Annotated in this window: 25 protein-coding genes and 1 pseudogene; 16 read left to right on the top strand and 10 right to left on the bottom strand. The window is 60.3% G+C overall.

Annotated features, from left to right (window positions below):
• Position 1 precedes the first annotated feature (1 nt).
• The 3 genes from MOV76_RS10965 (at position 2) to MOV76_RS10975 (ending at position 3,572) form a co-directional block, all read left to right on the top strand.
• On the top strand, positions 2–1,381 hold the full coding sequence (locus MOV76_RS10965; protein WP_130759466.1) for a hypothetical protein: 1,380 nt from the start codon (positions 2–4) through the stop codon (positions 1,379–1,381).
• Positions 1,382–1,396: 15 nt separating this feature from the next.
• Positions 1,397–2,578 carry a cellulase family glycosylhydrolase gene (locus tag MOV76_RS10970; protein ID WP_028734147.1) on the top strand — a complete coding sequence of 394 codons (1,182 nt, stop codon included), beginning with the start codon at positions 1,397–1,399 and terminating at the stop codon, positions 2,576–2,578.
• A 490-nt stretch (positions 2,579–3,068) separates the two neighbouring features.
• A complete protein-coding gene (locus tag MOV76_RS10975) occupies positions 3,069–3,572 on the top strand; it encodes a hypothetical protein (protein WP_020572948.1) in 504 nt (167 codons plus the stop codon).
• Positions 3,573–3,586: 14 nt separating this feature from the next.
• Here MOV76_RS10975 and MOV76_RS10980 read toward each other — a convergent pair whose 3' ends face one another.
• The gene (locus MOV76_RS10980) at positions 3,587–4,558 is read right to left on the bottom strand and encodes a quinone oxidoreductase (RefSeq protein WP_130759468.1); all 972 of its coding nucleotides are present in this window, start codon (positions 4,556–4,558) and stop codon (positions 3,587–3,589) included.
• 67 nt (positions 4,559–4,625) lie between these two features.
• Between MOV76_RS10980 and MOV76_RS10985 the strand changes: the two genes are divergently transcribed.
• On the top strand, positions 4,626–5,492 hold the full coding sequence (locus MOV76_RS10985; RefSeq protein WP_197728767.1) for a LysR family transcriptional regulator: 867 nt from the start codon (positions 4,626–4,628) through the stop codon (positions 5,490–5,492).
• A 138-nt stretch (positions 5,493–5,630) separates the two neighbouring features.
• Positions 5,631–6,011 (top strand): N-acetyltransferase, encoded by a 381-nt coding sequence (locus tag MOV76_RS10990; RefSeq protein WP_245278918.1) that lies wholly within the window; start codon positions 5,631–5,633, stop codon positions 6,009–6,011.
• A 154-nt stretch (positions 6,012–6,165) separates the two neighbouring features.
• Here the strand turns inward: MOV76_RS10990 and MOV76_RS10995 are convergent, their stop codons facing one another.
• The 5 genes from MOV76_RS10995 to MOV76_RS11015 all read right to left on the bottom strand — a co-directional run bounded on the left by MOV76_RS10995 (position 6,166) and on the right by MOV76_RS11015 (position 11,329).
• Complete coding sequence (locus tag MOV76_RS10995; RefSeq protein ID WP_165420877.1) at positions 6,166–6,579, bottom strand: GFA family protein; 414 nt, start codon at positions 6,577–6,579, stop codon at positions 6,166–6,168.
• Positions 6,580–6,972: 393 nt separating this feature from the next.
• Entirely contained in the window at positions 6,973–7,614 is a 642-nt protein-coding gene (locus tag MOV76_RS11000) for a peroxiredoxin-like family protein (RefSeq protein ID WP_018241147.1), read from the bottom strand.
• A gap of 408 nt (positions 7,615–8,022) precedes the next feature.
• Positions 8,023–9,519: a sulfate adenylyltransferase subunit CysN gene (cysN, locus tag MOV76_RS11005; protein ID WP_130759470.1), complete on the bottom strand. Its 1,497-nt coding sequence runs from the start codon at positions 9,517–9,519 to the stop codon at positions 8,023–8,025.
• 1 nt (position 9,520) lies between these two features.
• Positions 9,521–10,474 (bottom strand): sulfate adenylyltransferase subunit CysD, encoded by a 954-nt coding sequence (gene cysD, locus MOV76_RS11010; RefSeq protein ID WP_003546395.1) that lies wholly within the window; start codon positions 10,472–10,474, stop codon positions 9,521–9,523.
• A gap of 114 nt (positions 10,475–10,588) precedes the next feature.
• A complete protein-coding gene (locus MOV76_RS11015; protein ID WP_130715968.1) occupies positions 10,589–11,329 on the bottom strand; it encodes a phosphoadenylyl-sulfate reductase in 741 nt (246 codons plus the stop codon).
• A gap of 420 nt (positions 11,330–11,749) precedes the next feature.
• Here MOV76_RS11015 and MOV76_RS11020 point away from each other — a divergent pair, with 420 nt between their 5' ends.
• The 5 genes from MOV76_RS11020 to MOV76_RS11040 all read left to right on the top strand — a co-directional run bounded on the left by MOV76_RS11020 (position 11,750) and on the right by MOV76_RS11040 (position 13,982).
• Positions 11,750–12,196 carry an Rrf2 family transcriptional regulator gene (locus tag MOV76_RS11020; RefSeq protein ID WP_027685528.1) on the top strand — a complete coding sequence of 149 codons (447 nt, stop codon included), beginning with the start codon at positions 11,750–11,752 and terminating at the stop codon, positions 12,194–12,196.
• Positions 12,197–12,444: 248 nt separating this feature from the next.
• Positions 12,445–12,792, top strand: a complete 348-nt coding sequence (locus MOV76_RS11025) for a DUF6152 family protein (RefSeq protein ID WP_130715969.1) — start codon at positions 12,445–12,447, stop codon at positions 12,790–12,792.
• Positions 12,793–12,811: 19 nt separating this feature from the next.
• Positions 12,812–13,285 (top strand): DUF6644 family protein, encoded by a 474-nt coding sequence (locus MOV76_RS11030; RefSeq protein WP_130715970.1) that lies wholly within the window; start codon positions 12,812–12,814, stop codon positions 13,283–13,285.
• 119 nt (positions 13,286–13,404) lie between these two features.
• Positions 13,405–13,686 carry a YlcI/YnfO family protein gene (locus MOV76_RS11035; RefSeq protein WP_003546405.1) on the top strand — a complete coding sequence of 94 codons (282 nt, stop codon included), beginning with the start codon at positions 13,405–13,407 and terminating at the stop codon, positions 13,684–13,686.
• Entirely contained in the window at positions 13,683–13,982 is a 300-nt protein-coding gene (locus MOV76_RS11040; RefSeq protein ID WP_130715971.1) for a type II toxin-antitoxin system RelE/ParE family toxin, read from the top strand. Before MOV76_RS11035 ends, MOV76_RS11040 begins: the two co-directional genes overlap by 4 nt.
• Here MOV76_RS11040 and betA read toward each other — a convergent pair whose 3' ends face one another.
• The 3 genes from betA to betI form a co-directional block, all read right to left on the bottom strand.
• A complete protein-coding gene (betA, locus tag MOV76_RS11045; protein ID WP_130715972.1) occupies positions 13,983–15,632 on the bottom strand; it encodes a choline dehydrogenase in 1,650 nt (549 codons plus the stop codon).
• Between the two features lie 170 nt (positions 15,633–15,802).
• Positions 15,803–17,266 carry a betaine-aldehyde dehydrogenase gene (gene betB, locus MOV76_RS11050; RefSeq protein ID WP_018241156.1) on the bottom strand — a complete coding sequence of 488 codons (1,464 nt, stop codon included), beginning with the start codon at positions 17,264–17,266 and terminating at the stop codon, positions 15,803–15,805.
• Positions 17,263–17,889, bottom strand: a complete 627-nt coding sequence (betI, locus tag MOV76_RS11055; RefSeq protein ID WP_130718806.1) for a transcriptional regulator BetI — start codon at positions 17,887–17,889, stop codon at positions 17,263–17,265. The genes betB and betI overlap by 4 nt, the downstream gene beginning before the upstream one ends.
• A gap of 152 nt (positions 17,890–18,041) precedes the next feature.
• Here betI and MOV76_RS11060 point away from each other — a divergent pair, with 152 nt between their 5' ends.
• From MOV76_RS11060 to MOV76_RS11080, 5 genes are all read left to right on the top strand, one after another.
• Complete coding sequence (locus MOV76_RS11060; RefSeq protein WP_018449469.1) at positions 18,042–18,596, top strand: HdeD family acid-resistance protein; 555 nt, start codon at positions 18,042–18,044, stop codon at positions 18,594–18,596.
• Positions 18,597–18,789: 193 nt separating this feature from the next.
• Positions 18,790–19,029 carry a type II toxin-antitoxin system ParD family antitoxin gene (locus MOV76_RS11065; RefSeq protein WP_018241158.1) on the top strand — a complete coding sequence of 80 codons (240 nt, stop codon included), beginning with the start codon at positions 18,790–18,792 and terminating at the stop codon, positions 19,027–19,029.
• 159 nt (positions 19,030–19,188) lie between these two features.
• Positions 19,189–21,012, top strand: coding sequence for a bifunctional diguanylate cyclase/phosphodiesterase (locus MOV76_RS11070; RefSeq protein WP_245498921.1), 1,824 nt, complete (start codon positions 19,189–19,191; stop codon positions 21,010–21,012).
• A 175-nt stretch (positions 21,013–21,187) separates the two neighbouring features.
• On the top strand, positions 21,188–22,183 hold the full coding sequence (locus tag MOV76_RS11075; RefSeq protein ID WP_047619548.1) for an NAD(P)H-quinone oxidoreductase: 996 nt from the start codon (positions 21,188–21,190) through the stop codon (positions 22,181–22,183).
• 162 nt (positions 22,184–22,345) lie between these two features.
• A complete protein-coding gene (locus MOV76_RS11080) occupies positions 22,346–23,125 on the top strand; it encodes a class I SAM-dependent methyltransferase (RefSeq protein WP_018241160.1) in 780 nt (259 codons plus the stop codon).
• 100 nt (positions 23,126–23,225) lie between these two features.
• Here MOV76_RS11080 and MOV76_RS11085 read toward each other — a convergent pair whose 3' ends face one another.
• Entirely contained in the window at positions 23,226–24,683 is a 1,458-nt protein-coding gene (locus MOV76_RS11085) for an MFS transporter (protein ID WP_247264511.1), read from the bottom strand.
• Between the two features lie 92 nt (positions 24,684–24,775).
• Here MOV76_RS11085 and MOV76_RS11090 point away from each other — a divergent pair.
• Positions 24,776–24,962: pseudogene (locus MOV76_RS11090) on the top strand (MarR family transcriptional regulator); the annotation flags it as partial.

The raw sequence follows: 24,962 nt of genomic DNA on the forward strand, positions 1-24,962 counted from the left end.
CATGATGACCCTCAACGCCGCTATTGCCATGGTCCGCAGCCTCCTGATGAATCAGGCGGTCCTGCTCCTCAATGCAGGCATGTTGGGGCTTGGAACGTTGATGACGGCCATTCTCGGCTTCGTCTACTGGTGGTTCGCGGCGCGTTCCTTCTCGGCCGAGGCTGTTGGGCTCGCCGCCGCCGCCATATCGTTGATGAACCTCCTCGCGAATCTCGGGGAAGTCGGTCTCGGACCCTTCCTGATGGGCGAGATAGGCCGCCAGAAAAGAGCAGGCCCTTTTTTGACGGGCGCGCTCCTTGCCTCGTTCAGCGCCTCCATCGTGGTGGGGCTGATCTATCTTGCTATCGCAGCCTGGACATCGACGCAGCTTGGCTCGATCGTCGGCTCCTCCGCGACCGATCTCTTCTTCGTTGCTGCTTGCGCTCTGACGGCCGTGACCCTCGTGCTCGACCAGGCCCTGGTCGGCCTTCTGCGCAGCGGCCTTCAACTGGCCCGAAACGTCGTCTTCGCCGCCAGCAAGCTTCTTTTACTGATCGCTCTCGGCCTGACACTTGGCCGCGCAAGCAGCGAATTGGCGATCTTCACCACCTGGTTTACCGGGCAGCTTGTCTCACTGGTCGTCGTGGCCGGGCTACTTCTTTATACCGGTGGGCGCGTTTTCCACCGGCCGGACATCCACGCCTTCCGCCCGGCGCTCGGACAGGTTTTAGGTCATCATGGGCTCAGCATGGCTGTTCAGGCGCCGGCGCTGCTGCTGCCCTTCGTCGTCACGGTGATGCTGTCCGCTGAGATCAACGCCGCCTTCTATGCCGCATGGACGGTGCTGAACGTCGCGCTTCTAGTCCCTGCGTCACTCGCTTCGGTGTTGTTTGCCATCGCTGTGCGGGAGCCGGAGCTGTTTCCCGCGCGCCTGCGCCTGTCGCTCGGCTTGTCGATGCTGGTTTGCGCGGCGACCGCCTTGGCGTTCCTGTTCCTGCCGCGCTTCATGCTCTGGATATTCAATCCGGCCTATGCTGTGATTGCAGGAAATAGTCTCCAGTTTCTTGGCTTTGCCGCTTTCGGAATGGCGTCCAAGTATCATTATCTCGCGGTTCAACGTGTCCGGCGGCGCCTGGGTTTTGCCACGCTCGTTCTGATCGGCGGTGCGGTGCTGGAGATCGTGGCCGCTGCCGCCGGTGCGCAATTCGGGATTGCAGGCACAGCCAACTTCTGGGTCATTGCTGTTTCGCTGGAAGGCCTCCTTCTGTGCCCGGCATTGTATTGGGCTGCGCGGCGCATTGCGACGCCATCCACCACCGCGCCATCAGCGGCTGCCGGTGTCTCGACATATGGCAATTCCCTCGACCAGACCGACCAAATCGGAATTGCGTCACGGGCTTGAAAGGGAGTTCTTCGCATGAGGCCTATTCAACGCTTCCGGAATTTCGCTGTCGGCGCTGCGGCGCTGGCGCTTTTTTGGTCTGCTCAGGTCGGATCTACTGCCGCGCAGTCATCTGGGCAGCAATCTTTCGTCACGACGAAAGGGGAGGGCTTCCTGCTGGACGGCAAACCATTTCGCGTGGCCGGCGTAAACAACCATTATCTGACATTTGGCTCGCCAGGCGAAGTCACCCGCGTGTTGGACGATGCCACGGCAATGGGTGCCAATGTGGTGCGCACCTTCCTCCAACCGGTAATAGGGTCGCTGGACGGCCGGGTGCCGACGATCTGGAACTCAAAAAGCACGTCCGATTCCAGCAATCTGGGTACCAAGGGCATCTATATGATGAGTTGGGATCCGACAACCAAACGGATGGTTCCCAACGATGGACCTGACGGCCTGCAAAAGGTCGATTACCTCATCGCGGAAGCGGCGAAGCGCAGACTTAAGCTGATTCTCGCATTCGTCGATTTCTGGGCCTATACGGGCGGTGCCCAACAGATGAACGCCTGGTACGGGAGTTCGGACAAATACACCTTTTTTGCCGCTGATCCGCGAACCCGACGCGATTACAAGGAATGGATTCGGCATGTTTTGTCGCGCGTCAACACGATTACTGGTGTCCGCTATTCCGATGACCCCACCATATTTGCCTGGGACCTGGCCAACGAACCTGACATTCATCCCAAACCGCTCCTTCACGACTGGGTGTCGGAAATGTCAGCCTATGTCAAAACCCTGGCACCGAAACAGCTCGTAACGACGGGCCATGGGAACATGGATCAGAAGCTGTCGGATATGAACATTCCGAGCGTCGATTTCGGCACATGGCATGGCTACCCATCCTACGTCAAAATCAGCCATTCCGATTTCGATGCTCGCATTCGCGAATACTGCGAGATCGGACGAAATATCGGGAAACCGGTGATCCTGGAGGAATTTGGAGTTCCGCGATCCGATCCCGATCAGGCAAATGCCTATCAAACTTGGCTGAACACGATCGCCACGTCGGATTGCGGAGGCTGGGTGGTTTGGCGGCTTGTCAGCACACAGGACTCAGGCCTCTATCCCCAGGACGACTACGACAAATTCGACATTCATAACGATGGAGGCCCTGCTTGGCAGGCTCTGCGCGCCGCCGCCCTCAAGTTTCAATAATCAGGGCTCGCTCGAAGGCGGAAACCGATTTCAAGAAGACAATATGCGTGACACGAAGATCGGAAGCGCTCCTGCGGACCGGAACGGTTGCGCGTTCTTTCCCCTGGAGCAGGATGATTTAGGCCGGTCGGCCTGAAATCTGAATCCGGTTTTTATGGAGCATGATGTCTTCCGAATACTGCGGGCACTTTTCGGCATCATGCTCCGGGGGCTTTCCACCCTCCACAATCGTCGCATACCGATAGACGAGTGATAGCGATCTCGACACGCCAGAGTATTGACCTAAATGCTTACATATTTTGTTGCGATCTAAACTGGCTTTCCAGCTTCGCCAAATATTCGCGGTCTATCCAGGATATCGGGGACAAGCCGGAGATTTTCGAAGGTCAGCATTCGTTAATATGAATAATGCGGACGGCTCGCACGCAGAAGCGGTATCGTATAATGAAACCTCATCGGGCTACCCCGATTCGAAATAGGGATTGCGGCAGTGAACTCTTCACGCTTTCTTCAATCAATCGTCGAAGCCGAATCCCATGATACACGCTTGAATTTCGCCCGCGCCGCGATTTTCCAGCTTTATAGTGCTTGCCTGCCAACCGGTTCTGCGCCGGCTCAGTTTTCAGTCAAACTCTCTTTATCTGAAGAAGACGCGGTCACGCTTGTCGTGCGGCCGTTCGTCAATAAGGTCGAAGCCCTTGGCGGGCTTGTGAAATCCCTGTTTTCGACAAACGCGGAGACCGTACTGAGAGCCCTGCCGTGCAGGGTGGAGGATAAGGTCGGATCCGGCATTGGATTGATACTTTTCGTCGACGATGAGCCGATGATTACCATCGGATCTCTTGCAGATGATAGCGGACTGTTTCTTCGCCAAATCGAGCCTGCATCCAGGAATACGTCCGGGGTTGCCACAATCGGTACCGTGGTAGGCCAACGACTTGCCAGTGTGGTTCCTATTCCGACAGGATCTCTCCATCTGCGCAAACCGAAATAACGGACGCTGACCGATCAGGGTATCAGCAGGATACTGCCGGCCGAGCGTCCGGATTCCATCTCTTCGTGCGCCTTGGCAACATCGGCCAAACGATATTCGGCACCGATCTGCGAAACGATCCCCGCTTCCATCGCCCCGACTGCAGCGAGAGCAGCCTCGCGATATTGTCCGACGTCAGCGCACCAGGCCATGATGCTCGGATGGCAGAGCGCCTTGCCCGGTCGAAGTTCCTCGACAGGCACCGGTGGAATAGCACCGGCGGCCTGACCGATGGTGACAGCCATGCCGAATGGGCGGACAGAACGAATGCTTTTGAGAAGCGTGTCGCCGCCTATCCCGTCATAGGCGACGTCGACGCCAAGCCCGTTCGTGAGCCGCTTCACCTCCGCAACGATATCGGCGCCTCGTCCAACAATAAGGTGATCGGCGCCATAAGATGCGGCGAGGGCTGCCTTTTCGGAAGAGCCGACCGTCCCGATCACGGTGGCATCGAGCGACCTGGCCCAACGCACGAGGATGCTGCCAAGCCCACCGGCGGCCGCATGGATCAGAACCTGAGTGCCTGCACGCACATTATAGGTCTTTTTCAACAGCATGTAGGCGGTCATGCCTTTGAGCAGCGAACTCGCTGCCGTCTTTGCTGAAACGGCATCCGGAAGCTTGATCGCCCTTTCAGCGGCAATATTCCTCGTGGAGCGATAGGCTCCAACCGGAGGCCCGGCATAGGCAACGCGGTCACCCTTTTGGAACAGGGAGACACCAGGACCGACATCGTCGACGATGCCCGCCGCCTCCGCACCGATCACCGCGGGGTAGGAGGGCATGGGGTAGATGCCCTTTCGATGATAGACATCGAGAAAGTTGGTTCCGATCGCCTGATGACGGATTTTTATCTCGTCATCACCGGGAGGCTCACAATGGTGATGCTCAACGCGGAACTGGGTGATGTCACCAGGGGCGTTCAGCCATATGATTTGGTCGGTCATCTCGTGCTCCTTCATGGGCACAAATTAAGCGATGGCATGATGTGTGAAAATTCCCTATTGCTTCACAATGATTGGGAGAGAATTCACAAATATCGACTGGGACGACCTTCGGCATTTCCTGGCACTCGCGCAGTCCGGAACATTGCTTGGTGCCGCAAAGCAGCTCGGCGTCGAACACGCCACGATCAGTCGGCGCGTTTCGTCGCTTGAAGCCAGCCTGGGGCGTAAACTCATAGACCGCCGCGGACGGCGCATCATGTTAACCGCGGACGGAGAGCAGGTTGCCAGGCACGCAGCTCTTGTCGCGGCGCAAACTGCGGCAATCGAGCAGCTTGGTCGCAGCAGCGCCACGGAATTGCGTGGCCATGTGAGGATCAGCGCGCCTCCCGCTCTCTCAAGCGTGCTCCTGGCAAAGCCGATCGCGGCCGTCAGGCGAGACCATCCCGGTGTTCAGATCACGCTTGTCGGAGAAAAGCGCCTCGCGTCCCTGAACAGACGAGAGGCGGATATTGCGGTGCGAATGTCGCGTCCCGAGGACGGCGATTACGCCATCGTCAAGCTCGGCGAGACAAGCTTCCATCTCTACGCATCCAAGACCTATCTCGAAACGGTTCCACCGCCGGACTGGACCTTCATCGGTTACGACGAAACCATGAACGCCTCGCCGCAACAGTTGCGGTTGATCGAATTGGCCGCCGGCCGGCCGATCGCTGTGAGGTCATCCGTTCTGGAGTTTCAGGCCGCAACCGCAAGCCTTGGCGCAGGTGTCGTCATGCTCCCCGATTTCGCTGTCCCGGAGTCCAGCGGTCTCCAGCGCATTGAGAACGAATATGCTTTGACAAGAGAGGTCTGGCTGGTTGTCCATTCGGACATCAAGGACATCCCCTCCGTTCGCGTCGTCGTCGATGCGCTGAAAAACGCTCTCGGGAAATAGTAGTCCGCTCAGTTGGCTAGGGCCGTAAAGCGGCAGAGGCAGTCATTGAACTGATCGCCACAAAGAGGCATTCTGCAAGCCTTTCACAAGCTATCGAGAGATCGTTGCATGCTCCGAAAAGCGGTTGCGAGTGACCTCATGGCGCTCAAAGTTGTCCGTTCTTCAGTCGTCGAAAACGTATTGGCTGACCCCTCCAAGGTCACCGATCATGATTATGAATGGTATGTAAGAAATCCGGGAGTGGCCGTTTGGGAAGAGAAGGGCGATGTGGTCGGCTTTTCCGCGGCTGACCCACGCAACGGAAACATTTGGGCGCTCTTTATCGCTCCCGGATTTGAAAGAAAAGGGATTGGCTCGATTCTGCTGGCCGAAGCCTGCGCCTGCCTCAAATCTGCCGGCATCGAACGCGCGTGGCTCACCACCGATCCAAACACCCGAGCCGAGAGATTTTATCGAGCGGCTGGTTGGGAGCATGTCGGCGAAAGGGGGAATGAGCTTCTTTTCGAACGATCACTCTGAGTTTTGCGCGACTATCTGCCGAGACGGCTCGGTCCGGAGGCAACGGTGTTGTCAGCGATCAATGGTCTGCGCGAAAGGGTTGTCTAGCAGGCAGCGAAAGCGCTTGCGCTGCCGATGATCCAAAGTCCGCTTGAGGCCGAAAGCCCGCGTCGATTCATTCCAATTGGCGGATTGGATGGCTCTGAAAGTGCTCTACCGCTTCGTCAAGCTGCACCCAATGATGTTTCGATTGTTCGTAGACTGACATGGCGGGTGGCGCGAAGGTCGGGTCGGAAAGGGAACCGACTGCCACCCCGATCCAGGACGGCGCAGCATCGGCCTTCCAATAGACGGTCGAGCCGCACATTGGGCAAAAATGCATTCGGACCTTGCGGCCGCTCTCGGCGGTACGAATGAATTCTGTAGACGTTCCAGATATTTCGACACAGCCCATCGAGTAGAAAGCATTTGCGCTGAACGGCGCACCCGTTCTGCGCTGGCAAGCCAAACAGTGGCATAGCGCAGTCAATTGTGGCGGCTCGCTGAGCATCAGTCTCAGAGCGCCGCAGGCGCATTGGGCATTGGCCATGGAAACTCCTCCCGCTTGCACGGTGAAATTACGTTGAATGGGGGGTGAAGCGCAGGCCCGAACCGCAAATGGTTGGGGTGGGCGATGCGAAGGGACTGAGAGCTGATATAATTTCAGGCTCACAGAAGCTCAAATGTAGATCGCGGAAATGCCGAAGTCTAGAGGAACGCCATCTGACCGCTTCGGCGCGGAGCGGATGCGGAGCCCTGATCGCACGGTCTCAGGTTCTGATCGGTTCTTTGCGGCAAGCTGGATTTCAAATTCCACTGGCGATCTCTAGCCAAGGGCGGAGGGCGATCACTAGCGAGCAAGCGGTAAACAGCGAATCGATGAGCATCTCGAACGATGCATAGCACCACCCGGGCGGCGGGTCGTCGATCGAGTTTTTCGTTGTTAATGCACGACTTGGGAAGCTACCGACATCAATTCCTCGGAATTCGGTGCCTTGAATGTCTGGAGCCCAGCCTCCAGAACTTCAGTGAAGCTCCAGCGTACGATGCCCTCCCGGTCGATTAGGAACTGACCGACAAGCTGCCCGTGGTCGGCAGTCATCATCTGCTGATCGGCTTCCGTAATCTGATATCCTTCCTTCTCGTTGATGAACTCGTCCATTGCCATCACGCCCATCGGCTCGGGCAACTCGCCCGGAAGATCGATCCGTATCGCCATGACCGTGTCGATCCCGACCTCGCGTAAGCCGAAGGCTTGGTGCGAAGCCCGTACCGGGTCGGAAGCAGCAAGAAGATCGGGTATCGGATGGTAACGGAAATAGAGCCGCGCGCGTTCGACCGGGGTGTTGACCACCGCCAGGGATTGGACGCCTTTCTCACGCAGCATCGGGTTGAGATATGCCATGGCCGCGACATGGCGCCGGCAGAACGGACAATGCAGGCCTCGAAACAAACCGATCAACAATGGGCTGCGGCCGCGAAAATCATCAAGAGCGATCTTCCCCTCGCGCGAGATCGCATCAAACACAACGTTCGGGACCCGGTCGCCCGGTTGTAGCGGATGGTCGACAAAGTGCGTGGACATGGACAACCTCCTCGCTCGGGGATCAGTCGAGAAAAGGCGCCACGTGCTTCGAGGTCGAGATTGAGCGTTGCAAGGCCTGACCTCTCGTCTTACCGCACCGCCAGGATCCGATCTAAGAATGGCCCCACATTGGCCTGCGGGCAAGCGTTAAACAGCGAATCGTGAATTGAAAAAGTCCGTTTTCTGCAAACTCTGATTTTTTTAGCGGCCGTAGAGGCGGACACAGAAAATTGAGCGGGGGGACCTGCCGATTTTGCGTTCAAGCAGCGTGGGGCCGCGTAGTGGAGAGCCCCTATCGCAAAGTCTCAGGTTCTGATCGGTTCTTTGCCGCTCGACAGGGAATCCGCCGGCCCTGCAGCCAGCGGATTCGGTCTCGATGAGGGGCCAGACTTGCTGGCCCCTTATCCCTTAGATATCGCTTGCAGCGCTCGACCAGAGGTCGGCCGCTTCGGCTGCCGTCATGCGCCGCACCTCGGCCTCATGGCTGCGGCTAGCGAAGAGTTCGCTTGCCATGATCTGCTCGGCAAGATCGGCCGGAAGCGAGAGGATGACGCGGGCTTCGCCATTGTGCAGGCCGCCGAGTTCCGTGCGTTTGCCGGTGACCATGCCGCCGGCAACCGTGTTGTTGGTCTCCGGATCGATCAGGATGAAGGAGCCGGAAAGCCGGTTCTGCTCATAGGGGTCGAAGATCGCCGCTTCGTCGAAGACGAGCCGGACTTTGCCGATCGCATTCATGTAGAGCCGCTGGGCGGCGTTCCAGGCGCCGGTCTTCAGCTCCAGCTGGCTGAGCGGCTGCACCTGCACGCGCTGGCGGCGGCTGCCGCTCTTCAGCCAGTAGCGCTTACCGGGCTCGATACCCTCAGGCTGCAGCGCGACGATCTGCGCGTCGAAGGCAAGGCCGACCTGCGGCTGGGCGTCGATCGAGACGATCATGTCGCCGCGCGCCACGTCGACCTGGCGGTCGAGCACCAGCGTGATCGCGTCGCCGGCAACGGCGGCATTGCGGACGAGATCGAAGGTGACGATCTTGGAGACATTGGCGACCATGCCGGACGGCAGGATCATGACGCTGTCGCCCGGCTTGACCGAGCCGCCGGCAACCGTGCCCTGATAACCGCGGAAGCTTTCGCCGGGACGCGAGACGCGCTGGACGGACAGGCGGAAGCCGACCGTCTGCGACGAGCGCACGGTGGCAAGCTCCAGTGTCTCCACCAGCGTTGGGCCGCTGTACCAGGGCATGGCGGCCTGGCCGGAATAGACGACGTTTTCGCCCTTCAGCGCCGACATTGGAATGGCGGTGATCTGCTTGACGCCGAGCGACAGGGCAAATTCCCGGAAGTCATGGCTGATCTTGTCGAAGCCGGCGCGATCATAGCCCGTCAGGTCGATCTTGTTGACGGCAAGCACGAACTGCTTGATCCCGAGCAGGGAGGCGATCGTTGCGTGACGGCGCGTCTGCTCAAGAATGCCGAAGCGCGCATCGACCAGCAGGATGGCGAGATCGGCGGTCGAGGCGCCGGTTGCCATGTTGCGGGTATATTGCTCGTGGCCGGGCGTGTCGGCGACGATGAAGGAGCGCTTGTCGGTCGAGAAATAGCGATAGGCGACATCGATGGTGATGCCCTGTTCGCGCTCGGCCTGCAGGCCGTCGAGCAGCAATGCGAAGTCGGGCAGGCCGAGATCGTTCTGCTTGCCGGTGGAATCGCGCTGCAGGGTGGCGGCCTGGTCTTCCTTGACGGCCTTGGTGTCCCAGAGCAGGCGGCCGATCAAGGTCGACTTGCCGTCATCGACGCTGCCGCAGGTAATCAGGCGCAGCGGGCGCGAATCGCGCAGAGCTTTCTGCTGCTCGGCGGCGGGCAGGCTGACGACGGTGGCGGCCGAGACGGCGGTTTGGGCTGCGGTCATCTCAGAAATATCCTTCACGCTTCTTCTTTTCCATGGAGCCGGACTGGTCGCGATCGATGGCGCGGCCCTGGCGTTCGGACACCGTTGCAATTTCGAGTTCGGCAATCACCTCTTCGAGGGTGGTGGCCTGTGAGCGGATGGCGCCGGTCAGCGGGAAGTCGCCGAGGGTGCGGAAACGGATCATGCCTTCCTGGCGGACTTCACCGGGCAGCAGTTCCAGGCGCGGATCTTCGGCCAGGATCATCATGCCGTCGCGCTCCACGAAGGGCCGCTTCTTGGCGTAGTAAAGCGGCACCAGCGGAATGTCCTCGGCCTGGATGTAGCGCCAGATGTCGACCTCAGTCCAGTTCGACAGCGGGAAGGCGCGCACGCTCTCGCCCTTGCGGATCATGCCGTTGTAGATGTTCCAGAGTTCGGGCCGCTGGTTGCGCGGATCCCAGCGATGATCCGGCGTGCGGAAGGAATAGATGCGCTCCTTGGCGCGGCTGGCTTCCTCGTCGCGCCGCGCGCCGCCGAAAGCGGCATCGAACTGGCCGGCATCGAGCGCTTGACGGAGGCCTTCGGTCTTCATGATGTCGGTGAAAGCAGCCGATCCATGCGTAAACGGCGTAATGTTTTCGGCCTTGCCGCGCGGATTGATGTGCTCGATCAGATCGAGATCATACTTCTTCGCGGTCTCGTCGCGGAAGGCGATCATCTCGGAAAACTTCCAGCCGGTATTCACATGCAGCAGCGGGAAGGGCACGCGGCCGGGATAGAAGGCCTTGCGCGCCAGATGCAGCAACACCGAGGAGTCCTTGCCGATCGAATAGAGCATGACGGGACGCTCGAATTCGGCCGCAACCTCGCGGAAGATGTGAATGGATTCGTTTTCCAGCGCTTTCAGATGCGGGTCGAGCGGCGCCTTGGCGCTCTGCGGATTGCTGAGTTCCGTATCCGGACGGCTATCGGGCATGTTTTACTCCAGGCTATCGGTCGTTTACGGCTCGCCGCAAAACAATTCCTTGATGTTGACTTTCCCAAGGCTGCGGCGGTCGCCGCGCCCCGATTGGGAAAGCCGTGGGGTGATTTACTGTGCGGCGATCGCTGCGGCCTCTTCGGCGACGTGCAGGCCGCATTCGCGCGTTTCGTCCTGCTCCCACCACCAGCGGCCGGCGCGTTCCGGCTCACCGGGCTTGATCGCCCGGGTGCAGGGCTCGCAACCGATCGAAGGATAACCACGCTGATGCAGCGGATTGACCGGCACGCCATTTGCGGAAACGAAGGCCTTGATCGCCTCCAGGTCCCAGTCGGCGAGCGGATTGACCTTCAGCAGGTGCCGTTCGGCGTCATACTCGGCAAAGGGCGTTTCGGCGCGATTGGCCGATTGGCCGCGACGCAGGCCGGTGATCCAGATCGCAGCACCTTCGAGCGCCCGTGCAAGCGGCTTCAGCTTGCGCACGCCGCAACAGGCATGCCGGGCCTCGACGCTCTCGTAGAAACCGTTGAGGCCGTATTGTGCCGCATAGGCGTCGATATCGGCCTTCTCGGGCTCGTAACGATGAATGCGGATGTCGTACTGGCTTTCGGTCTCTTCGATCAGTGCCAGCGTTTCGGCAAACAGCCGGCCGGTCTGCAGCGTGGCGACATCGATCGGCAGGCGGTGCGTGCCGATCTCGGCGGTGATCACCTGGTCCTCGATGCCGAGTGACGTTGTGAACACCACGCGACCGCCGAGGCCTGAGACCAGCGACAGGCGTCCGGCAAGGTCGAGGCCTGCCAGTCTGTCATTCAGCGCCTTGGCTTCCGCAATCGGATTGATAGCAGTCATGAGAATCCTGTCCTTTGTTGACCGGAGTATCGCAGTTCACACAGGGATCGGACAGAAAAAGGGATTTCGAAAGCTGCGGCCGGAAGAGCAAATATCTCTCCGAAGCTGCCGCGATGCAGAAAAGCAGCCGCCTGCGGATGAAAATCCACATCGGCAGCTCGAATGTCTATAGAAATAGTAGAGTTACACGCAGCCTGTCAATCCGAAATCTGAAGTGATGCCGAAAATGGTGCAGAAGGCGCAGTTTTGGCATAGATTAAGAGAGCTTGGCCGAGAGCAAAAAACAAGGCCAAAACGCTTGTCTCTCAAGGCTTTCTCCGGCGCGTTCAAATTCCGTTCATGCTGGTTGTGCCATAGAGGTGAAAGTACTTCCGTAGCAGTGCGGAAATTCGCACTGCCTGTGTGTGTCGATGGTCAAAAATGATTACGCAAAAGGCGAAATATGCGCTGCGGGCGCTCACGGTCTTGGCTGATGCCGATGCCGACGAACCGGTGATGATTTCCGATATCGCGGCGCAGCAGAAGATCCCGAAGAAGTTCCTCGAACAGATCCTGCTCGACCTGAAACATCACGGCGTCGTCGCCAGCCGCCGCGGCAAGCAGGGCGGTTATCTCCTCCTCAAGCCCGCCCACACCATCACCTTCGGCGAGATCCTGCGCATCATCGACGGCCCGATCGCCCCGCTTCCATGCCTCTCGATCACCGCCTACCGCCGGTGCGACGATTGCGACGGCGAACAGAACTGCCAGATCCGCCACGTCTTCGCCAAGGTGGCGGACGCCACCCGCAAGGTGCTGTTCTCGACGACCATCGCCGATGCCGTCGCCCCAACGCACAGCGCCGAAGTCACCCGTCTGCTGGCCTGAGCATCAGGGTGAACTGACGCCCGCATCTTTCTTCAAGATTTGGTGAAATCCCTTTTCTTCCGGCTCAAATGCTCCACCTGCCCGTCAATACGGGTAGGGAGGACATGATGTCTATAATTTCAGCACAGCGGCTAGAGCAATTCCAGCAAAAGTGCACAGCGGTTTTGCGTCCGGAATTGCGTGAAAACAAAGAGGTAGAGCATTTCCGTGGCGCGAAGAAAAACGGAAATACTCTAGTGGTTGCGGCCATGCTTTCTGTGGCTTTCGCCACCGGCGCAATGGCCCATCACGGCTGGTCCTGGGCAGAGGCGGACCAGATCGAGCTTCGCGGCACCATCGAGAAAATCTCCATGGGCGGGCCGCATCCGACCCTTAACGTCGCGACCGCCAATGACGGCGTCTGGCTCGTCGAGCTCGGCAATCCGCGCCAGACGGAACGCTCCGGCTTCGTCGAAGGTGTCGCCAAGCCCGGCGACCAGGTGGTGGCCCTTGGAAACCGTTCGCAGGATCCAAAGGAGAAGCGGATGAAGGCGGTGCGCCTCACCATCGGCGACAAGCGCTACGATATCTATCCCGACCGCATCAAGACGAACTGACCTCTGGGCGAACTGAGCTGTGATCGACATTCTCGAATGGCTGTCAGCCACCATGCCTGCGGCCGCGCTCCGGCGCTCCGGAACACTCTACATGTTCGTCAACGCAGCCCATATCCTGGCGATCGGTCTTCTCATCGGCGCCATCCTGCCGCTTGATCTCAAGCTCGTCGGCTTTTTCCGCAAGCTGCCTGTTGAAGTCGTTGCCCCGTTTCTCTCCCGCTCCGCCGGCGTCGGCCTTGCCGCGGCTATTCTAACCGGCTTCTGTCTCTTCAGCGTCCGGGCGGTCGAATATGCCGCCAATCCCGCCTTCCTCGCCAAGCTAGGGCTGATTGCCTTCGGATTACTCAACGTGCTGGTGGTGCACGCGGGACAGGGTTGGCGAACGGCAACCACTGTCGGCATTCTTCGCCCTGCCATAAGAGTTTCGGCGGCTCTGTCGGCGGCGACATGGATCGCCGCACTTGTGGCGGGACGCTGGATCGGATTTCTCTGATGGGATCGCTCCCGATTTTCTCAACCGCGGCGCATATGAATTGCGTCAGGTGGAGGGGAGTTGAACATAACACGATGATCCATCATATTGCATTGCAATTGCAACGCATGAGGAACGTCATGAAAACGGCATCTCTCCCGTCCCTTCGCGTGGATCCTGAATTGCGCGCTGCCGCCGAAAGCGTTCTCAAAGAGGGCGAGAGCTTGTCGTCGCTGATAGAGGACTCTCTTCGCCGCCAGATCGATTACAGAAAGACCCAAGCGGAGTTCATCGCGCGGGGTCTGGCCGGCTTGGCGGACGCAGAGCGGACCGGTGTGTTTTATACAACGGACGACATTCAGGAGTTGATGCGCAAAAAGCTTGAAAAGGCGAAAGCCCGTAAAGCAGCGCAGCAGAAGTGACCTTCGAGCTAAAGTATACCCAGACCTTCTATGGAGATCTGGATCGGCTCGCCGATTTTCTGATCGAACGTGATCCGGATTTGGCGGAACGTGCCATCAACGCCATCCAAAAAGCTCTGATGATACTTCAGGATTTCCCGCTAATGGCCAGACGCGCCTCTGCGGATGATCCCTTGCTGCGCGAGCTCGTCGTACCATTCGGTTCTGCCGGATATGTCATTCTTTTCAAAGTGATGAGCGAAACGAGCGTCATTGTCCTCGCCGTCCGTCACCACCGCGAAGAAGACTACCACTGACTATCTGTCGCCCACCGCCGCGCGCGGGTTGACCCAGGGTTCCTGGTTCGAGCGCGCCAGCGGCTGTTTGCCGAGGATATGGTCGGCCGCCTTCTCTCCGGTCATGATCGACGGTCCGTTCAGGTTGCCGTAGGTGACGTGCGGGAAGATCGAGCTGTCGGCGACACGCAGGCCATCGACGCCGATCACCCGCGTTTGCGGGTCGACCACCGCCATCGGATCGTCCTTGGCGCCCATCCGGCAGGTGCCGCAAGGGTGATAGGCGCTTTCCAGATGTTCGCGCAGGAAGGCGTCGATCTCCTCGTCGCTCTGCACGCCTTCGCCCGGCTGGATCTCCGGTCCGCGATAGTCGTTGAAGGCGCTCTGGCCGAAGATCTCGCGGGTGAGGCGCACGCAGTGGCGGAATTTCTCCCAATCCTCGGCATGGCTCATATAGTTGAAGCGCAGCACCGGATCGGCCTTGGGATCGGCCGAACGCAGCGTCACGCTGCCGCGCGATTTCGACAGGTTGTAGCCGACATGAACCTGGAAGCCGTGGCTCTTCGCCGCCGCCTTGCCGTCATAGCTGATCGCCACCGGCAGGAAATGGTATTGGATGTCGGGCTGCTTCAGCCCCGGCGCCGAGCGCAGGAAGGCGCAGGCCTCGAACTGGTTGGAGGCGCCGAGCCCGCCGCGCGAGAGCAGCCATTGTGCGCCGGCCACGCCCTGCCAGAACCACGGCAGCCAGGAATAGAGCGACACCGGCTTGGTGCTGACCTGCTGGAAGTAGAATTCCATATGGTCCTGCAGATTGGCGCCGACGCCCGGCCGGTCGGCCTTCACCGTAATGCCCATGTCCTGCAGATGTTCGCCGGGACCGATGCCCGACAGCATCAAGAGCTTCGGCGAGTTGAAGGAGGAGGCCGAGACGATCACTTCGCGGTTCGCCTTCACCACCTCCACTTTGCCGTTGCGTTCGATCTCGACGCCTGTGGCACGTCCGTCCTCGATCACGATCTTGCGGGCGAAGCCATAGACGATCCCGACATTTTGCCGCTTCAGCGCCGGCTTCAGATAGGCATTGGCGGCAGACCAGCGGCGGCCGCCGAAGATGGTCTGTTCCATCAGCCCGAAGCCTTCCTGCTTGCTGCCGTTATAATCCTCCGTCGTCTCGAAGCCCGCCTGTTTGCCGGCCTCGACGAAGGCGCGAAACAGCGGATTGGTGAAGCCGCCACGCTGGACATGCAGCGGCCCGTTGGTGCCGCGCCAGCCTTCTTCGCCGCCATGCGAATGCTCCATCCGCTTGTAATAGGGGAGCACGTCGGCATAGGCCCAGCCGCTGGCGCCGAGCTCCTCCCAGCGGTTGAAGTCCTCGGCATGACCGCGCACATAGACCATGCCGTTGATCGACGAGGAGCCGCCGATCACCTTGCCGCGCGGCGCGGTGATGCGCCGGTTATTGAGGTTCGCCTCCGGCTCGGACAGATAACCCCAGTTATATCGCTTCATGCTCATCGGCCAGGCAAGCGCCGCCGGCATCTGGATGAACGGCCCAAAATCGCTGCCGCCCGCCTCGATGACGAGGACACTGTTCTTGCCGTCTTCCGACAGACGGTAGGCGAGGGCGGAGCCGGCGGAGCCCGAGCCGATGATGACGAAATCTGCTTGCATAGTCTTGTCTTTCCTAGAGCCTGCCCCTCATCCGGCTGCCGCCACCTTCTCCCCGCTCGCGGGGAGAAGGGATATGCCGCACCGTTTCGGCATTCTTAAGCGCCCCGTATGCCACGTCCCCTCTCCCCGCGAGCGGGGAGAGGGTTAGTGTGAGGGGCACCAGATATTCTTCAATAAGGCGCCACCACCGGCCCCATGCCCACGTAAACCGTCTTCAGCTCGGAATAATGCTCCAGCGCGGCCAGCGAATTCTCGCGGCCGAAGCCGGATTGTTTCGAGCCGCCGAAGGGGATTTCCACCGGGCAGAGATTGTAGGTGTTGATCCAGAGCGTGCCCGCCTCCAGTCGGTCGACGACGCGGTGGGCGCGGGTGAGGTCGGCGGTGAAGACGCCGCCGGAAAGGCCGAATTCGCTGGCATTGGCCCGCGCGATCACTTCGTCCTCATCGTCGAAATCGAGCACCGACATGACCGGCCCGAAGATCTCCTCGCGGGCGATGCTCATGTCGTCGGTGACATCGGCAAACACCGTCGGCTGCACATAATAACCCTCGCCGGAGACGTTGTTCGGAATGCCGCCGCCGGCAATCAGTGTTGCGCCCTCGGCCTTGCCCTTCTCGATGTAGGAGATCACCTTCTCGCGCTGCGCCCAGGAAACCATCGGGCCCACCTGCGTCGCCTCGTCCATCGGATCGCCGATCAGCATCGCCTCGGTGCGGACCTTCAGCCGCTTCAGGAATTCGGCCTTAACAGCCTTCTGCACGAAGACGCGTGTGCCGTTCGAGCAGACTTGCCCCGTCGAATAGAAATTGCCGAGCATCGCGCCGCCGACCGCCGAATCGAGATCGGCATCGTCGAAGACAACAAGCGGCGACTTGCCGCCGAGTTCCATCGTCACATGCTTGAGGTTGCCGGCGGCGGCCGCCGCCACCCTGCGGCCGGTCGGCACCGATCCGGTCAGCGATACCTTGGCGACATCGGGATGGTTGACGAGCAGCGGCCCGGTGTCGCGGTCGCCCTGGATCACATTGAAGAGGCCCTTCGGCAGTCCTGCCTCATGCAGGATCTCGGCGATCTTCAGCGCCCCGAGCGGCGTGTTCTCGGACGGTTTGAACACCATGGCATTGCCGCAGACAAGCGCCGGCGCAGCTTTCCAGCAGGCGATCTGCTGCGGATAGTTCCAGGCGCCGATGCCGACGCAGACGCCGAGCGGCACCCGCTTGGTATAGGCAAAGTCCTGGCCGAGCGGGATCTGCGAACCGTTGAGACCGGCCGGCGCAATGCCGCCGAAGAATTCGAAGGCATCGGCACCCGAGGTCGGGTCAGCGACAACAGTCTCCTGGATCGGCTTGCCGGTGTCGAGCGTCTCGAGTTCGGAAAGCGCCCGGTTTCTCTCGCGCATGATGTCGGCTGCCCGCTTCAGGATGCGCCCGCGCGCCATCGGGCTCATCGCCGCCCATTCCGGCTGGGCGCGCTTGGCCGCCGCGATCGCCCGTTCAACGATCGCGGGCGTTGCGGCATGCAGCCGGGCGATCACCTCGCCGGTCGCGGGATAGAGGCTCTCGATGACGGTGCCGTCGGTATCCTCGACATATTCGCCGTCGATGAAGTGTGAGGCTTTCGGCTGGGCTTTCATGTCATTTGTCCTTGGGTGGTTCGATGTGGTCGTCCCTTCTCGCTCCGGGGAGAGGGGGAGGCGGTGGCCAAAAGCGCATTCAGATAATCTTCCGTCAGCGCGATCGAGGCTTCAATGCCGATCGGCGCGGATTTCAGACTTTGCCTGATATAAAGCCCGTCGATCATCGCCGCAGCGCCTTCGGCGATGCGTTCTGCGGCGTCAGCTGGCAACAGCGCCTTGAGGTCGGCCAGCAGATTGGAGCGCAGCCGCCGCGCATAGATCACCAGGAAGCGTCGCGTCTCTTCCGAGCGCTGCGCTTCGGCGTAAAAGGCAAGCCAGGCGGCAATCGTCTCCGGCGCGAACTGGTCGGCGTGGAAGCTGACGCGGATGATGGCGGAAAGCCGCGCCCGCGGCGTCCTGGCGGCCTTAAGTGCCGCCACCGTATCGCTGCGCAGTTGTCGGAGAAGCGAGCGGATCGTCTCGATCAGCAATTGTTCCTTGCTGCCGAAATAATGATGCGCCAGGGCTGGCGACACGCCGGCCTGCCGGGCGATATCGGACATGGTGACGGTAAGCGAGCCGTGATCGCCGATCACCCGCAGCGCTGCATCAACAAGCGCCTTGCGGCGCACCGGCTCCATTCCGACTTTCGGCAACAAACCACTCCTTGAAATCAGCGGCAGGTTATTTTTGATTGACTGATCAATCAATAAAAATCTTTCGCGATTTGACTGGGCGCGGATCTTTCCCTGTCAAATTGCTGCAACATATTCAGAATTTCAGGAGGTGCATCATGACCGATGTCTTCGAGGGAACGCCGACATCTTCGCTACAGTCGAAATGGATCTGGTTTGCCGGCCTCGGCGTGTTGTTGCTCGTCTGCGGTCTGATCGCGCTCGGCAATCTGATGCTCGCCACCGTCGTTTCGGTCTATTATGTCGGCATGCTGATGCTGTTCGGCGGGGTGATCTATCTCGTCCATGCCTTCCAGGTGCGCGGCTGGGATCATGTGCTGTTCTGGATACTGAGCGGCCTGCTCTATGTGCTTGCCGGCATCTGCGCTTTCGTCAATCCGATCCTGACCTCGGCGGCGTTGACGCTGTTTCTCTCGCTCGCACTGGTCATCGCCGGCGTCTTCCGCACCTGGGTCGGCATGCGCATGAAGCCCACCAAGGGCTGGCGTTGGATCGTCGCAAGTGGCGTCATCACCGCTCTTGCCGGTTTCGTCATCGCGCTCGGCTGGCCGGTGAACAGCCTGTGGATCCTCGGCCTGTTCCTCGCCGCCGATCTCATCGTCCAGGGCTCGACAATGATTGCCTTCAGCCTCGGCATCCGCAGTCGAAACTGATGCCGCTGACCGTTCTTTTTTGACAAGACTATGACAGGGGATTAGACTTAACGGGTTACAGACCGGTCCTAAGTCAAGTGAACGGTCTGAGTGCGAATGCACCAAGGCACCGGCGAGATCGCCGAGAATGCTGAAAATGGTCATGCGTCCCCCAGAGGCAGGGTTCTGCCTGATCAGAAAAGGGAGGAAGTTCATGCCGATGGTCACCGTTTCCATCTCTCCGCAACAGGCAGCGGGCATCCGCGCCGCCGTCGACAATGGCGGCTATGCCTCGAGCAGTGAGGTCGTCCGCGAGGCGCTCCGCCTCTGGGATACCGCCCGCAAGCTCAATGAGTTCCGGGACGATATTCTTGACGACGGCGCTCCATCCGGCGGCAGATGCGTCGCCGACATGTTCGCCGATCATGAGGCGGAGCGCCGTCGCTCCGCCTGAACAAGCATTTGATTGCATTGGAAAAATTGAATGAACGCGGAACGCGCAGGATGCTCTTGCGCGTTTCATAAAACTTTCACACTGGCGAAAGAGTTCATTGATCCTTCTGCGGCATGTTCCGGACGAAAAAGAACAAGTCACAGTGGAGATCGGCCCACAATGAAGACCAGCATGTCCTTGGCTGCCACCGTCGCGCCGGATGTCCTGCGCCGCTACGCCAGCGATCAGATCGTCACCCTTGCCAAGCTCGTGGTCGAGAATGCCTTCCAGCCGATCGTCGAGGCCGGCACCGGCACGGTTTTCGGCTACGAATCCCTGATGCGCGGCCAGGAACGCATCGGCTATGATACGCCCCTCGAAATCCTCGACGAGGCTCACCAGGCCGGCCAGCTGCTGCAGCTCGAACAGATGGTCGCCAGCCGCGCGCTCGCCAAATTCGCGACGCTATCGAATTGCTCCACCTCGACGCTGTTCCTCAATCTCGATGTCCGGCTGATCCCGCATGGCGAACACCTAGTCGAGAGCCTGCTGCAGCATCTGCGCAAGGCGAATATTCCGCCGTCTTCCGTTTGCTTCGAATTCTCCGAGCGTTTCGACAATACCAGCGTGCCGGAATTTTCCGGCCTCGTTTCCAGGCTGCGCAAGGCCGGTTTCAAACTGGCGATCGACGATTTCGGCGTCGGCCACGGCGAGATAAAGCTGCTCTGCGATTATGCCGTCGATTATCTCAAGATCGACCGCCATTTCGTCGCCGAGATCGACCGCAGCCCCCGCAAGCGCCATCTCTTGAGGAGCATCGTCAACATTGCCCATGTGCTCGGCACGCGCGTCATCGCCGAAGGCATCGAGACCGAGGCCGAATTCATCGCCTGCCGCGAATATGGCGTCGACCTCGTCCAGGGCTGGTTTATCTCCCGCCCGACGACGCATATATCAGAGCTGGCGCCGTCCTACCCGCACCTGCAGGAGCTCGGCAAGAGCAAGCGGGGCAGCCAGTCGCTCGACGAAATCCTCATCCGCAAGCAGATCGAGCTGCTGCCGACGGTCTATGAGAATGACAGCATCGACAGCGTCTTCGAACTCTTCCGGCGTAATCCGCGCCAGGCTTTCTTTCCCGTCCTCAACGCCAATGATGAGCCGCGCGGCATCATCCACGAGCATCACCTCAAGGAGTATATCTACCAGCCCTTCGGCCGCGATCTCCTGAAGAACAAGATGTACGAGCGCTCCATCTCGCATTTCGTCGAGATGGCGCCGATCGTCGGCCTCGACAGCGACGCCGAGCAACTGATGGCCATCTTCGCCAATATGGAAGGCAGCAACTGCCTGATCCTGACCGACAATATGCGCTATGCCGGTGTCGTCTCCGCCGCGTCGCTGATCAAGGTCATCAACGAGAAACAGCTGAAGACCGCGCAGGACCAGAACCCGCTGACCGGCCTGCCGGGCAATCGTGCCATCCGCGATTTCATGCGTCAGTCCGGCCGCGACGGCGATGCGCTTCGCCACTTCTGCTATTGCGACTTCGACAATTTCAAGCCGTTCAACGATGCCTATGGCTTCCATCTCGGCGACCACGCGATCTCGCTGTTTGCCGCGCTGATGCGCCGCTATTTCTTCGCCGAACGTCATTTCCTCGGCCATGTCGGCGGCGACGATTTCTTCATCGGCGTCGTCGGCTGGACCAAGGAAGAGCTGACGGAAATCCTCGAGCGGCTGATCAGCGATTTCCATGACGACGTGCGGGACCTCTATTCCGACGAGGATCGCGCCGCCGGCCGCATCCTCGGTCACGACCGCACCGGCGCCGAAGCTTTGTTCCCGCTGATGCGCTGCTCGATCGGCGTCATCGAACTGCCGGAAGGACTCGTCATCGACGATATCAACCGCGTCAGCGCCGAAATCGCCATCATCAAGTCGGCCGCCAAGGACAGCGAGGGAGGCCTGGTCTTCCATCTCCTACAGCGCCGCGCGTCATTTTAGATGCGCAAAGGACGCTGTAGCACTTATGCAGTGGGCGAGGCGAATTGACGCCTCTGCCACATCAAGTCTTCCCAAGCCTGCGGGGCTGATTTACTTCCTGTGTTTTAGACAAAAAGCCAGAGCGGTTCCGCGCACTTCCACCAAAAGCTGAACTGCTCCAGGGAGGAGCCGGGTCATGCCATTGCCTCAGGAAATGCGTTTCGTCGATCTGCCGTCCTTCGGCGGGCCGGAGGTGATGACGATCGGCAAGCGACCGCTTCCCGTACCGCAAGACGGGCAGGTTCTGGTGCGCGCCGAGGCGATCGGCGTCAACCGCCCCGATATTGCCCAGCGCCAGGGCAGCTATCCCCCGCCCAAGGATGCGAGCCCGATCCTCGGTCTGGAGCTATCAGGCGAAATCGTTGCCGTCGGCCCCGGCGTCAGCGGCTATGGCGTCGGCGACAAGGTCTGCGGGCTCGCCAATGGTGGCGCCTATGCCGAATATTGCCTGCTGCCGGCAGGCCAGATCCTGCCGTTCCCTAAGGGCTATGACGCGGTAAAGGCGGCCGCTTTGCCCGAGACCTTCTTCACCGTCTGGGCCAATCTCTTCCAGATGGCTGGGCTGACGGAAGGCGAAACCGTGCTGATCCATGGCGGCTCCAGCGGCATCGGCACGACGGCGATCCAGCTCGCCCGCGCCTTCGGCGCTGAAGTCTACGCGACGGCGGGTTCGAAGGAGAAATGCGAGGCCTGCGAGAGGCTCGGCGCCAAACGCGCGATCAACTACAGGACCGAGGATTTCGCCGAGGTGATCAAGGCCGAGACCGGCCACGGCGTCGATATCATCCTCGACATGATCGGCGCCTCCTATTTCGAGCGCAACATCGGCTCGTTGGCCAAGGACGGCTGCCTGTCGATCATCGCCTTCCTCGGCGGCGCGATCGCCGAAAAGGTCAATCTCTCGCCGATCATGGTCAAGCGGCTGACGGTCACCGGCTCCACCATGCGGCCGCGCACGGCAGAAGAAAAACGCGCCATCCGCGACGACTTGCTCTCCGAGGTCTGGCCGCTGCTGGAAGCCGGCACCGTTGCGCCCGTCATCCACAAGGTCTTTGCCTTCGAAGAGGTTATCGAAGCCCACCGGCTGCTGGAAGACGGCAGCCATGTCGGCAAGGTCATGCTCACCGTCTGAGGTCAGCTTCGGACCAGCATTTGTGCGCAAGGTGAAGCTGATCCTGGCCGTTTGTGAGTCTCCCCGGGTCGTTGAACAGTCGTCTGATCGAAACCCGGCCCCGAAACTGCGCATCTTGATGTGGTGTTGCTTGCGCATTGTACGGTCCCTACGAGGAATGCAATGGCTCTATTCCACGCCTGCCCCATCTGCCGCAGCAGAATTCCGCATTTCATACCGCTTCCGCGCTACTACATCGACAAGGCGGTTGAGCACGGCTTTCCCTATCGCGTCGATGAATTCGAGACGATCAACCATCAGGCCTATAGCTGCCCCAATTGTCATTCGTCCGATCGCGACAGGCTCTACGCGCTGTTCCTGACGCCAGTGTTCCAGCGCCTCAACCAGGCGCACCCCTTCCGGTTCCTGGACATTGCGCCGGGACGGGCCTTGAGCTTCTGGCTCAAGAGCCACCCGCATATCTTCTACCGCAGCTGCGACATGTATATGCCCGAGGCAGACGACAAAGCTGATATCCACAACCTGCCCTACGCCGACGAGAGCTTCGACTTCGTGCTTTGCTCCCATGTGCTCGAACATGTCGAGGATCCGGTGCGTGCCACCGCCGAAATCCGGCGTGTTCTCAAGGAGCACAGCATCGCCATCCTGATGGCGCCGATCTGCCTGTCGATCGAGGACAACTATGAAAATCCCGAAGTGACGACGCCGGAAGGCCGCTGGGCGCATTTCGGCCAAGACGACCATGTGCGCCTCTTCTCAAGGTCCGGGTTCATCGATGTGATCCAGCGCGCCGGTTTGGCGGTGCAGCAAGTTCCGGTCACCGAATTCCTGACGCCCGAGGTCTGCGATACCTATGGCATCGGCCGCAGCTCCGTCCTCTATCTCGGCGTGAAGCAGCAGGCCGTCCAGCAGGAGCCGGAACCGGAGCGCAACGTCGCCTAATGCATGTCGCCCGGAAGTGTGCAGCGGTTCCGGGACAACGACATGCATAAAAACAAAGAGCTAAAGCGTGTTGCATGTATCAAATTTGATGCGAGGCGCTTTAGAGCATGATGTCGTCCGAAAAGTGTGAGTGGTTTTCGGACTCTCTCAGCGTCATCGCCGCCACAATCGCGACGATGCCGGGCAGCGCCATCGCGACATAGAGCCAGTGGGCCGCCGAGATGCTGCCTGCAACGCTGCCCGGATCGACGAGTCCGGCGCCATTGGCGATGACGCCTGAGAAGGCCGCACCGAAGGCGCCGCCGAGCGAACTCATCGTCGGGATCGCCGAAGAGGCCTTGTCCTGCTCGTTGTCGGCAACAAGCCTCAGGACCATGGCGACCAGATGCGCCCAGCCGAGACCGATGCCGAAGCCCATCATGAACATGCCGATCGCCGCCGGCACGATGAAAGGCATATGCCCCTCCGGATTGTCGCTCGCGAGGAAAATCGCGAGCGAAGCGGTCGCCGCCGCCTCGATAAGGGCACCAATGACGATTGCCCGGTAAGCCTGCCTGCCGGTCCAAGAGCCACTGAGGAAGGCCGCAAACGTCCAGCCGAGTGCGACGAGTGCGACGAGATATCCCGATAGGAGTGGCGCCACCCCATGCAGGGTCTGCAGGAAATAGGGAATGAAGACGTCGCTGACGAGGACGACGGTCATGGCGAGCATCGCCAGGTAGACCCGGGAAATCGGCTGGGAAAGGCTGACGGCGCCGGACGGCAAGAGCCGGTTCGGGCTCTTCCGCTCGATGAGAAGCATGGTTGCCACCGCGATGACCGAGGCCGCAATCAGCGCCGCTTTCGCGCCTGTTGTCTCGATCGCGCCGGCCGCACTCACCATCAGCACGGCCGCAAGCAGCAGTCCGATCTGGGCAACCGGGGTCTTCTCCTGCTCGCGGTCGTCCTCGACCTCGGGCAGAAGCCGTGGCGCCAGGAATGCCATCAACAGCCCGAGCGGCACGAGCACGATGAAAGCGTAACGCCAGGTGTGGCCCGAAGAAAAGAAGCCGCCGAGCGTCGGTCCGATGACGGTCGCCACGCCCCAGATCGCCGCATAGAGCGTCGAGGCCTTCGGCCATAGGGGCTCGGGATAGACGAAGCGGATGAAGGCATAGCCGAGCGCTGCCAGCGCGCCAGTTCCCAGACCCTGCACCGCGCGTCCGATCAGCACCACCGGCATCGACGGTGCGGCTGCGGCAATCAGGCTGCCGACGCCGAAGACAAGTGCCGCGATCACATAGACGGATCGAAGCCCGATGCCGCGCGGCCGCATGGCGACGAAGATCGAGCCGAGCACGGCGGCGGCGACGAACAGGCTGGTAACCCAGGAAAACAGCGCGAGCCCGCCGATATCGCGCACGATCGAAGGCGCGATCGTCGCCATGATGTAGCTCTCCACAGCATAAAGCGTCACGCCGCCGGCCAGCATCAGCGTTGCCGGCAGGTGCTCGGGCAGGAACAGGCGGAAGACCGAGCTGGAATTCGGGACGGCTGCAGTCTGGTCGATATTCGACATGGGAGGACCCCGAGATTTTTACTGGCGAAGGATTATTTTCCAAGTTATAAATTGGAAAATTGCATGCCGATTTGATTAAAACAAGACTTGACTTGGAAAATATGCGCCAGTCCCCAGCCAACCGGATCCTGATCCTGATAAAGACCGACGGCCCGCAGCTTGCCGCCGCGATCGGCGATGCGCTCGGCATATCAGGCGAAGCCGCCCGGCAGCAGCTGTCGAAGATGGCGGAGGAGGGGCTGGTGGAACCGGTCACCGTTGCCGCCGCGGGCAGGGGCC

It is taken from the genome of Rhizobium sp. PRIMUS64 (assembly GCF_023006465.1).
GTDB lineage: Bacteria > Pseudomonadota > Alphaproteobacteria > Rhizobiales > Rhizobiaceae > Rhizobium > Rhizobium leguminosarum.